This window comes from Virgibacillus tibetensis (genome assembly GCF_036026595.1).
Lineage (GTDB): Bacteria > Bacillota > Bacilli > Bacillales > Amphibacillaceae > Virgibacillus_P > Virgibacillus_P tibetensis.
The window spans coordinates 123,402-133,569 of the sequence record NZ_JARZFX010000009.1; the positions used below are offsets into that span (position 1 = coordinate 123,402).

General features: G+C 38.2%; 12 protein-coding genes. 3 read left to right on the plus strand and 9 right to left on the minus strand.

Going from position 1 to position 10,168, the window contains the following annotated elements; genetic code table 11:
- Window positions 1-17: 17 nt before the first annotated feature.
- The 5 genes from QGM71_RS15925 to QGM71_RS15945 form a co-directional block, all read right to left on the minus strand.
- The gene (locus QGM71_RS15925; RefSeq protein WP_327608568.1) at window positions 18-650 is read right to left on the minus strand and encodes a response regulator transcription factor; all 633 of its coding nucleotides are present in this window, start codon (window positions 648-650) and stop codon (window positions 18-20) included.
- Complete coding sequence (locus QGM71_RS15930) at window positions 643-1,677, minus strand: sensor histidine kinase (RefSeq protein ID WP_327608555.1); 1,035 nt, start codon at window positions 1,675-1,677, stop codon at window positions 643-645. The genes QGM71_RS15925 and QGM71_RS15930 overlap by 8 nt, the downstream gene beginning before the upstream one ends.
- Entirely contained in the window at window positions 1,674-2,405 is a 732-nt protein-coding gene (liaF, locus tag QGM71_RS15935) for a cell wall-active antibiotics response protein LiaF (RefSeq protein ID WP_327608556.1), read from the minus strand. The genes QGM71_RS15930 and liaF overlap by 4 nt, the downstream gene beginning before the upstream one ends.
- Window positions 2,406-2,496: 91 nt before the next feature.
- The gene (locus tag QGM71_RS15940) at window positions 2,497-3,132 is read right to left on the minus strand and encodes a PspA/IM30 family protein (RefSeq protein ID WP_327608557.1); all 636 of its coding nucleotides are present in this window, start codon (window positions 3,130-3,132) and stop codon (window positions 2,497-2,499) included.
- A gap of 20 nt (window positions 3,133-3,152) precedes the next feature.
- Window positions 3,153-3,509 carry a lmo0954 family membrane protein gene (locus QGM71_RS15945; RefSeq protein WP_327608558.1) on the minus strand — a complete coding sequence of 119 codons (357 nt, stop codon included), beginning with the start codon at window positions 3,507-3,509 and terminating at the stop codon, window positions 3,153-3,155.
- Window positions 3,510-3,685: 176 nt separating this feature from the next.
- Here QGM71_RS15945 and QGM71_RS15950 point away from each other — a divergent pair, with 176 nt between their 5' ends.
- A complete protein-coding gene (locus tag QGM71_RS15950) occupies window positions 3,686-4,222 on the plus strand; it encodes an isochorismatase family protein (protein ID WP_327608559.1) in 537 nt (178 codons plus the stop codon).
- A gap of 80 nt (window positions 4,223-4,302) precedes the next feature.
- On the opposite strand, the gene QGM71_RS15955 is transcribed toward QGM71_RS15950, so the two are convergent.
- The 4 genes from QGM71_RS15955 to QGM71_RS15970 all read right to left on the minus strand — a co-directional run bounded on the left by QGM71_RS15955 (window position 4,303) and on the right by QGM71_RS15970 (window position 8,806).
- The gene (locus QGM71_RS15955; protein ID WP_327608569.1) at window positions 4,303-5,265 is read right to left on the minus strand and encodes an LLM class flavin-dependent oxidoreductase; all 963 of its coding nucleotides are present in this window, start codon (window positions 5,263-5,265) and stop codon (window positions 4,303-4,305) included.
- A 386-nt stretch (window positions 5,266-5,651) separates the two neighbouring features.
- Window positions 5,652-6,707, minus strand: a complete 1,056-nt coding sequence (locus tag QGM71_RS15960) for a M42 family metallopeptidase (protein WP_327608560.1) — start codon at window positions 6,705-6,707, stop codon at window positions 5,652-5,654.
- Window positions 6,704-8,401, minus strand: a complete 1,698-nt coding sequence (locus QGM71_RS15965; protein ID WP_327608561.1) for a M20/M25/M40 family metallo-hydrolase — start codon at window positions 8,399-8,401, stop codon at window positions 6,704-6,706. The genes QGM71_RS15960 and QGM71_RS15965 overlap by 4 nt, the downstream gene beginning before the upstream one ends.
- Before the next feature lie 177 nt (window positions 8,402-8,578).
- Entirely contained in the window at window positions 8,579-8,806 is a 228-nt protein-coding gene (locus tag QGM71_RS15970; protein WP_327608562.1) for a hypothetical protein, read from the minus strand.
- 158 nt (window positions 8,807-8,964) lie between these two features.
- Between QGM71_RS15970 and QGM71_RS15975 the strand changes: the two genes are divergently transcribed.
- Together QGM71_RS15975 and QGM71_RS15980 are read left to right on the plus strand one after the other, a co-directional pair.
- Window positions 8,965-9,453, plus strand: coding sequence for an Hsp20/alpha crystallin family protein (locus QGM71_RS15975; RefSeq protein ID WP_327608563.1), 489 nt, complete (start codon window positions 8,965-8,967; stop codon window positions 9,451-9,453).
- A gap of 31 nt (window positions 9,454-9,484) precedes the next feature.
- Window positions 9,485-9,748 (plus strand): arginase family protein, encoded by a 264-nt coding sequence (locus QGM71_RS15980; protein WP_327608570.1) that lies wholly within the window; start codon window positions 9,485-9,487, stop codon window positions 9,746-9,748.
- The last annotated feature ends 420 nt before the right edge of the window (window positions 9,749-10,168 follow it).

Genomic DNA, 10,168 nt, shown 5'->3' on the forward strand with positions numbered 1-10,168 from the left:
TAGTTTCCCTCCCAGTTTTATTCTACCAACCCATTCTTGAAAGCATAGATAACTGCCTGTGTCCGGTCTTGTACCTGTAATTTCCCCAAAATATTACTTACATGAACTTTAACGGTTTTCAGAGCAATAAATAGCTCATCTGCAATTTCCTGATTTGTCTTACCTTGTGCAACAAGCATGAGGATTTCGGTTTCTCTCTGTGTTAATTGATCAGATAATTGTTCGACAGGTTTTTCTCTCATACGACTCATTATCTTCCCTGTAACCTCGGGTTCCAAGACGGATTGACCTTTATAGGTAGAGCGTATAGCTCTAGCAATCTCATTGGCTTTAGATGTTTTTAACATATAACTGGTCGCACCTGCTTCGAGTGCTGGGTAGACCTTTTCATCATCAAGAAAACTTGTAACAATAATAATGTTTGCCTCTGGCCACTGTTCCACGATCAGTTTCGTCGCTTCAATTCCGTCCATCTCTTTCATCACAAGATCCATCAAAATGATATCAGGCCTTAATTCAAGCGCCATTTCCACAGCCTTTCCTCCATCATCTGCTTCGGCAATCACTTGAATATCCGGTTGAGCAGATAAATAAGCAGAAACCCCAATTCGCACCATTTCATGATCATCTGCAAACAAAACGTTAATCATCGATTTCATCTCCCCCTCCAAGTATAGGAACTTTAACCTCCAGACGTGTACCTTCATTCGGCAGACTGATTACCTTAAATGTGCCACCTACTTCAAACGCCCTCTCACGCATATTCTGCAATCCGTACGAGCTGGTTTTAGTCTTTTCCATGTCAAATCCTATTCCATCATCAATTATCCTAAGTATTATTTTTTCGTCCCGTTCAATTAACATCACATGAAGCGAGGTTGCTTTTGCATGTCGCAGAGTATTAGATACTGATTCCTGCAAGATTCGAAACAGCTGATCTTCTACTCCCTTATCAACCGAAAATCTCTCTATTTTCCAGGCAATATCCATTGGTACTTTTTCCGTTAATTCGTACAGTAGCTCTTCAGTCCCTTCTTGAAGTGTCTTACCCTTTAATGCCACAGGACGTAAATGAAGTAATAATGCCCGCATCTCAAGCTGTGATTGATGGATCATATTTTCAACAATCTGGAGCTGCTGTTTTACTGAAGATGAGGGATTCGCTTCATTTATTGCAGACATCATCATAGATGCAGCAAACAATTGTTGGCTAACGGAATCATGCAGCTCACGGGCCAGCCGATTTCTTTCCTGAACTACAATCTCCTGGAGACTCTTTTCACGTTCGTTCGCTCTTTCAGTAGCCAATCGCTGTGCATTTTCAGTCTGAATTCTAAATTTATTTTGTATTTCTTCCATTTTCAACTGGATTTTATCCAGTTCTTTATATTGTTCATTGTCCTTACCTAGTTTCACATCTTTTAAAATAGCTTCCATTTGTTTTTCAATTCGAATCATTCGTTGGCGCCAGTATACTCCAGTAACTATCCCAATAATTAATCCAGCAGTAATAGGGATCGCAAAAACTAGCAGCAGAAAAGAGATATCTCCTACTTTCTGTTCTAAAACAGTGGACCAGTCATCCAAAAATGCTGCCAGTGTCAGGCCAGCTATTATAACGGAGATCAGAATACTGAATAATATTGCTGTAAAAACGTGACGTATAATTGTATTCATATCCGTTTCACCTCAATATCTCCAGATAATAAAGAGGTAACAATCTTCACTCGCGGCAAGGTTGTATCATACTTTTCTGTTTTGTAGCTGAGCGATTGATTCATAAGTTTCCAATGATGCTCTCCCAGAATATGAGCACGTCCAAATACAGAACTGTGATGTATACTGACTTCTACCTCATAAGGTACATAGATTTCAATATTACCTACAATATGCCTAATGGAGACTACTGCTGTATCATTCGGCAAAACGGTATTACTTAAATCAATTGTACGATCACCAAAGGCGCCATGAATGTTAATATCATGCCACTGATATGCTGTATCATCTGTCTTCTGATCTTCAAAAATCCGATGTGTAAATAGCGGTTTCACTTTGATGATAGGGTCTAAAATAATTTCCTGGTCTGCAGACAGTCCAGGTTTTATAAATTCTGATTCTTTTTTGGACTTCGAATAATTTATAATGAATAAAACAATAGCTGCAATGATCAGGAAGCGGACAGCCAGCATATTTAAGACAGCGAACACAACTCCAACAATACCAAGCCAGAAGAAGATCTTCCCCCATAGTTTAGTAAAGTTTTTCCATCCGATAAAAATAAACAATGCAGAAAACATGGCCGAAGCAATCATCCCACCGTGAAAGAAGGCCAACTCTATGATAAAGAGGATCACTCCGATTATTAATATCCAGTTTAAAGTATCAGTATCTAACCGTTTGAACATAGAATGATCCTCCTCTCTATTTATGTAAAACAGGTGCAGTTAGCTGCACCTGTAAATTATAGCATGATTCAGACATATTTTTTATATAAGGCTAGTTCGTTTTTACCTTTTCTTTCAACTCTTTTTCCAGTTTGGCAATTTTACTGTCAAATGTACTTTTATAGTAAGAAGTATTTACCTTATATTCCAATCCTTCAATGTATTGCTCCATATCTGCAAAGCGCGCAAATGGTTTATCAGTACTTTCCTCTACAACTCTGTTTATTTGGTGGTTCGCCTTAGCAACATTCTCCCTACCCATTAATTCCATTCGCCTTAAGTGCATATCTTTTAATTTATGCTTCATCTCTTCGTATTTCTGTTCAAGTGTTTCGAGCTGTTCAGCAGCTTCAGAACGGGATACTTTCATTCGATCTGCACGCATTTGGTATTCTTCTTGCTCTTTCATTGCAAAATCATACAACTCTTCTTCACCAGCTTTTTGAGCGACAGAGGCCTGCTTTAAACGTTTATCCGCAAGATCTTGAGCCTTGTGATATTCTCTTGTAAATTCATCTTTCAGCTTGTACTGGCGATCTACCAGCTTTCTTACTTTTTCTTTCTCCTGTTCACTTTGGCGCAGGTAGTTATTTAATGCTGCGATTGGGTTCTTCTGTTCCTTTTGGTCCATTAAGTTATGAAGATCTGCTGAGACACTATCCTTAATCCTAGTGAAAATATTTGTCATTTTTATTCTCTCCCTTTTTATTAGTTATTGAACTCTGCCCATTGTCGTTCAAAATTTGTAAATGGATCATCATTTTCATCAGTTACTTGGACAACCGGGTCATTCGTTTCCTTTTTCCAGTTTTTAAAGATTACATACAATACATAGGCTGCAACAACACCAATTACTGCATAAACATTTGATAACACAATACTCATCACGAGTAAGCCAACGACAAACCATCCAATTTTCCCTGTAGTCGAACCACTTTTCATAAATCGTTTAAATACTGCATATAGCAACCAAACACCAATTCCTAATAAAATCATTGGTCCCAGATTGGCCAGTAATATAAAGAAAGCAGCCAGCCCTCCAATAAACAACATGAATTTCTTCATTTCCTACGCCTCCTTTCTTTATCTTGTCTCTATCTTAACGGGAATAAATACATTCTGTAATGAGCTGCAGTCATATTTCTCCCTAGGTCTTAAGGCTTAATACTACACACTTCTGCTAAAAGCAGGAATTTAGTTAATACGTAGAGAATAGATAGTATAGAAGGAGTGTGATGAAAATGAAGGCATTATTGGTAATCGATGTACAGAAAGCCCTGGTCGATCTTGGGGATTTTGAGGAAGAACTCTTACTGATGGAAGATATTATAAAAGATTTTAAAGAGGATGAATCTCCGGTTATCTTTACAAGACATATGGATGACGAAGAAGATAGTCCATTGTACAGAGAGTCTTCCGGCTCCGAACTGGATAGTTCCCTATGTGAATATGCGGACTATATAGTTGAGAAACAAACACCGAGCTCCTTTTTTAATACTGGGTTAGATGAACACTTAGAATCATTGGGTGTAAACCATATTTTCATCATTGGCTTTAATACGGAATTCTGCTGTATGTTTACAGCAATTGCTGCATTTGATCGTGGGTATGAAGTTACCTTTATTGAAGATGCAACTGGGACGGTTAATGACGATGATACCTACGAAATGAAGGGTCTTGATATCAGGGATTTCGTAGGCTCTGTTCTGCACTGGTCAAATGTAATTGAAGTATTGGATTATGAAGAGTACGTTGAGGAATATACAGACGAGGAATGAATTTTATAATTATTGCTTTTCTCAAAAGGAAATTAGAAAATGCCACCATTTGAAGAGGTGGCATTTTCTATTTCCACGTATTATAATCCAAATGCTTTGGCAATGAGCTCGTAGGATTTTCTTCTGGCTTCAAAACTATGGGTAATGGTAACAATCATAAACTCATCTGTCTGATATTTCTCCTGCAATACCTCCAGTTCCTGTTTCACCACCCCTGAATTTCCTGCAATTATTTTGTCATTCTTTTTTTCATCAGAAAAATTATATGCCCTGGCTTCCTCCACTGTAGGAACACCCTTCTTCCCTTCTCCTTTTGCTTGTTGAATCTTCCACAGCTGACTACTTAATGCCAGTTCCTCTGCTTCTTTTGTTGTCTCTGCACAAATAACAGAAACAGCAACGAGTGATTTCCCCGACTTTGTATTTGCATGATACCTCTTTACAATTTCCGGTCCATCCTGCTCGGACATGAAATGACCAAAAGCGTACGGAATTCCTTTTTCAGCTGCTAGTATACCGCTCTTTTCACTTGTACCTAGCAACCATGGTTCAGGTGACACTTTCGGTACCGGACTAGGATTAATAGCTGAATACATATGATCTTTGGGGAAATTCCCCTCGAAGAACGACAGTAATTCATCCAATGTTTCAGGCATCTTACTAACGTTTTCCAAGAAATTACCTGATAGAGCAATCGTTGCTTCTGCAGATCCACCTGGAGCCCGTCCAATTCCCAAGTCAACCCGATCCGGATATAAAACTGCCAGCATATTATATCTTTCAGCTATGTTATATGGCCTGTAATGTAGCAACAATACTGCCCCAGCACCGATGCGGATGTTTTCGGTTTCTGCCCCAATACGACTGAGCATTATATCTGGTGCCGGACATGCTAATCCAGACATATCGTGGTGCTCTGCTATCCAGTAACGCTTATAGCCAAGGGTGTCTGCCATTTTTGCCAGCTCAATGGAAGCTGATAATGATTCTTCTGCTGTTTTACCATATGGAATTGGTGATTGATCCAGTATACTGAGTTTCATTTTATTCCTGCTTTCCTTTTTATTTATCATCTTTGCCTTCCCAATTTTATCTACATCTATCTCTGCTGCTTATCGGTAACTTTTACCCATTTGACCAGTAACGTAAATCATGGTCTTCTATTTTCTCTATTCTACGCTCTTTCTATTATCATCAGTTAATTTTTCACATTATTTTCAGCCAACTCAAGGTAGCTATGCTGTTAATTTTCAATAGGAAAAGTTTTCTCCGTTATTTTATAATTTAGGGTCCGATGCAATCTTTACATCATTAATCGACAAATAACCCTTCATTTAATAAAGCAGGTTAATAAATAGAAACGGACTATGCGATAAGAGCCATAATTAAAAACGAACTCACCACAACTGGCAGGTTCGTTTTCTTCTTATTAATAAGAGACAATATCTGAAAGTACATAATGATAAAGCAATTGTTCTGTAAATAGGAGTGATTCCTCATGAGTTCTCTCATATGCATGGGACGAATCAATTCCAGGACCAATAAGCCCGTGAATGATATCATGGCCAGACCTTATGGCTGCCGACGCGTCTGAGCCATAATACGGATAGATATCCAATTTGTATTTAATCTCATTTGCTTCTGCAAGATCGACTAGATGCTTACGTAGTCCGTAGTGATAAGGTCCGCTTGCATCTTTTACACAGATAGATACGGTATATTCATCGGTTGCCTGTCCTTCTCCCATGGCACCCATGTCGACAGCTAAATATTCGATGGTTTCCGGGGTAATATTGGAGTTACCACCATACCCGATCTCTTCATTGTTTGAAATAAGAAAATGCGTGGTGTAAGGAAGCTTGCTGTTCTCCTGTTTTAAATTCTTTATAAGCTGCAAAAGAATACCTACACTGGCTTTGTCATCCAGATGACGTGACTTAATAAAACCGTTTTTCGTTATCTGAACACGGGGGTCGAAGGAAACAAAATCTCCCACCTCAATACCAAGATCGCGAATTTCTCCCGCCTTTTTTACCTTCTCATCGATTCTTACTTCCATATTTTCCTGATTGCGTTTTGCATCCCCTGCATCTTTATAGACATGGACAGAGGTCTGCTTCATTAAAATCGTTCCAGTGAATACCTTTCCGCTTGAAGTATGAATCTCACAATATTCCCCTTCAATGGCGTTATACTTAAATCCACCTATGATATCAAGACGAAGACGGCCATTTGCTTTCACTTCTTTAACCATTGCACCAAGTGTGTCAACATGGGCAGTTAACATACGATGTTCTTTGTTGTTTTCACCAGGTAATGTGGCGATTAATCCACCCTTGCGATTTCTCTTCGTTTCTACATTTATGTCCTTTAAAAATTCCTCCACAAATTGGATTACCTTTGTTGTATTACCAGAGGGACTTGGAATGGACACCAATTTCTTAATAAGATCCTTCGTTTCATTAACATCCGAATATGCTGTCAACTTACTATCTCCTCTCTATCGCTCTTACTATTTAACACCTTTTGAATTACTAACCTTGTCAAATTGGGAACAACTTCAAATGAATAAGTCATTTCCAACAGCTCTAATTTCTTATGTGCGTCAGAACCATATGGCCCAATATTAATAACAGGAACATTTATATCACGAATATCCTGGTAATTAACAAAATGCTTTGTTCCCCAGCCCGGGTTATTTTTAGCTACTGCTTCAATTCCCTCTGTATCATCACTTAATGCAACAAAACTCATATCGGATATGTAAGGGAAGAAATTCTTCACCACAATCGGGTGTTCGTAGACTGGTTGTATTTCCTCCACTGCCTGGTCAAGTGCGTCAATTAATATCTCCTCTTCTGCAGTCTTTCCAGTTATCTCAATCCTGGGAGAATATAAAGAAGAATAAAACAATATAATTGTTGGATTCTTATCCTCCATCCATTTCCAGGCTTCTTCTACAACAGATGCTGCATACATTCTCGTATCCAGAGTCTCGTCCTTCAGTAGATCCTCCTTGAACGTAGTCATATAGGCAGTAAATTCTTCACCGTGTGCCTTGATAAGCATTTGTTCCATTTCTTCATATATAATTACGCGAGGCTCCCATGGTAATGCCTGGTAGGTTTGGTTACTTAGTTCACAAAACCTGCGATGTCTTTCTTCAAAAGCAGATAATGCATTTTGAAAAGCAATCTCTGCCTGTCCCCTTAATAGATCTAAAACTTCTTTCGGCGACCAGGAATGGATAAAGAAATTATAGTATGTATATGCAGATAAAGCAGTTTGGACGGTATATGTCGGCTTTAAGTCTGTTTGCTTTAAAGCAACAGGTGGGACTGTTATTTCACCATGCGCTTCATTACAAAGATCTGGATTATAATTAATTTGCTTGGTTAATTCTGCAGCAATGTAGTTTGGGTCCAATCCTTCAAAACATGTACCAACATGGGTTTCAGCTCCTGTAACCAGGAAGGAAGGCAATAATTTTCCAGCTGTGCCTTTATATATGTAACGGTTTGGATCTCCTTCAAACCTTGGTGAAACAAAATCACTATTTATTGCTGCCACATAATTAAAGCGATATTCTTCTTTCCACCTCTTTAATATTTTCAGTGCAGAAAGTATACCATGTGAACCATCTTCTTCATCACATTCAGCTAGAAATACAATATTACCTTCCAGCTCATCCGGGTTTGCTGCATAATATTTTAATAGAAACAGATTACTTGCAAGTCCGCTTTTCATGTCCAGCGCACCTCTGCCAAACATCCAATCACCAGATTCTAATTGCTTTCTCGCAGTATCCGGAATGTCTTCATTTTTTAATACTTCTTTCCAGTCATCTGGCAGGAAAGCATAGTCTCTTAATTGATTAAAATCATCAACACCAACTGTATCCATGTGCCCCATTAGAATCACTGTCCGATTGCTATTCCCCTTGGTACCATTAACAAATGCCAGTACATTGAATCGTTCAACCTCATCTTTTGTCGTTTGCTCACAGGTTACATGGGAAGGGTTTGCCTCAAAGTAGGGAAAGGTAGAAACTAACTCGAATATAGAACGCGCAATTTCCTTTTCTCCTTCTGTATTTACAATGCTTTCAATTGAAACTAGCTTTTTAGTTAAGTCTCGAATTTCTTCACGGCACGCTAAAAGCCCTTTTTCATACTGCATTACATCTATCCCCTATCCACTCTATTGTTCCTGCTTATAACTATAAATGCTTGTGTTTACAAACTTCTTGATAATAATAATTTTAACAGATAATTAGTATTATTCCAATGCAGGCTTCCTTTTAGACAGGGAATATTAACAAGGTGACTGCACTCCAATTTTGCTAATCTAAAGCTATTAATCTTCTTGTAAGACCTGATAATATTTTTCTTGAGTTGGTACTGTTTTAGTTTGAATACATCCTTCAATATATTCACGCAAACGAACATTCTGTCTAAACATTTGTTCATTGATCTCTGTTAAGTAGCTCACCTTATTGACTGAATCCTGTGGTTGCTGCAGTTCCTTGTTTAGTGAATGTTGTGATGTAGTTACGTCATAAAGCTGAGCATGTATATTCTTCACACTTTTTTCCAGCTGAATTATTGTATTTCATCCTTCACTTGTAATGTATGAAAAGTACTTAATTCATATGTTTTCAGGCAATTTATTCAAAGAAATACCTGAGAAGTCATGCACTTTTTTTTATAGCCAGACTACTATAACTGTAGGAGGGGATATATTTGAATAAGTATTGGCCCAAGGCATGGAAGGAAAAAATGCCTAACTTTCTAGGGGAAGATTTCTTTACAAGCTTTGAAAACTTCGAAGAAAATGATATGGAAAATGCATCTACTAATAACACTGTAAGTAACAGTAGTAACAATCATAATTACTCAAGTGTCAAGGTCAATATTTGTGAGTCCAACAACGAATTATTATGTATCTTCAGAATACCCGGACTTAAATTAGAGGAAGTTGATATCGACGTGTATGACATGACTCTTGAAATAGTAGGTTATGTAACTATCGACCACAAAGGATTTAGCCCGATCCAACTGGAACTTTATCAAGGTCCTGTAAAGCGAAAAATAAAATTACCATACCCTGCCCGGCATGACAAAATCAATGCCACTTATCGGCATGGCTACTTATATGTTCATTTGCACCGTCTTATTCGAACGAGGGAAACGAAAAAAACATTGGATGTACATGACCTAGATGTAGAATGAATTTTATACTGGGTATAAACTACTTGTTATAATTTTTAATAAGGAAATTGAAAGACTAGGAATCGATAGAGTAGCAGATATTGCATTGGAGAAAGCATGGCAAGGAGCTAAGGCTGTTTATTTGAGTGTTGATATTGATTCATTTGATAGTGGATTTGTTCCTGGTACCGGCTGGCCCGAACCGGGCGGTTTCCTGCCAAGAGAAGGTTTGCAGTTTATCGATAGGGTCGTTAGAGAGGGAATTTGCGGGATAGAACTCGTAGAAGTATCTCCTCCTTATGATATTAGTGATTAAACAGCTCTATTAGGAACTAGAGTTATCTCCGATGTGCTTGCTGCAATGGTAAAGGGTGGGAAGATAGGTAAACAGTTCACCTAAGCCCTCTCCTCTAACCCTCATTTTATCTAGCCTCGTTAGTTTAGCATATTTTTTATTTCCAAGAAAGGAGTCCCTAAACTGTTTTAGGGCTCCCATTTATTGATGAAAGATTAACCTGGTTCACTACAAAGCATTATGGACAATAACTCAGGAAAGGAGAATAAAATAAATGAATGCAATTGAGATACATAATTTGACACTCCCACAGCTGAAGCAATGGGATTCTAAAATACTAAACCGTTCGCAATCCATTTCTGTTTTGAACTAGTCTTTAGTTAAGGGTGTGTCATCACCCCGTCCTGCTTCGTTCTATACACCTTCGGTGTACATGTGCCT